Genomic DNA, 569 nt, shown 5'->3' on the forward strand with positions numbered 1-569 from the left:
CGGGCATCGCTGACGATTGCCGTCGTCAGCCCGTCCATCCTCTGAGAGACCCGGCTCTGCCGGGTTTTTCTTTGTCCGAGCGCACCTCTTTCGTTGAAATCGAATCCGTACATTATATTGAATGTCGAACGTCAGTCCAACGTGCTGGCGTGCGTGTGTTCGGGCTCCGCGGACGGTCGCGGCCCGTGCCGGGCTTCTATGTGCGAGGACGCGCCGATGAGAACCAGAGACTGTCGCCGGAAGGCGGCGCACGCGGCCGAAGGTCGTACGCTGCTTCGGACCTTTCAGGCGTCGATAGAAGCGATCCGATGCGCCAACGGCCTCAGCCGCAAGGCCTTTGCCGCGCAGCTCGGCCTGGCGAGCTCGAGCTATTTCCACCTGATGACGCCGAAGGCGAACCCGAGCCTGGATTACATCGAACTGATCGCCGAACGCGCCGGCGTCGAACCAGCGGGGCTGCTGGCGCGACCGGCGGCGACGGCAGAGCTCGAATCGGAGCAGACGCTAGGTCTCTTAAGACGACTCGATTCAAGGGGTTAGGTAGGATTTCGATAACATTCAATATACCG

The 569-nt window shown here is 61.5% G+C and carries 1 protein-coding gene; it reads left to right on the forward strand.

All coding sequences use genetic code 11. The annotated features are described in order from the left end of the window. Positions 1–216: 216 nt before the first annotated feature. Positions 217–540 (forward strand): helix-turn-helix domain-containing protein, encoded by a 324-nt coding sequence (locus tag V5F77_RS29060; RefSeq protein ID WP_429008512.1) that lies wholly within the window; start codon positions 217–219, stop codon positions 538–540. The last annotated feature ends 29 nt before the right edge of the window (positions 541–569 follow it).

The organism is Roseixanthobacter psychrophilus, assembly GCF_043195195.1.
Classification (GTDB): domain Bacteria; phylum Pseudomonadota; class Alphaproteobacteria; order Rhizobiales; family Xanthobacteraceae; genus NCEH01.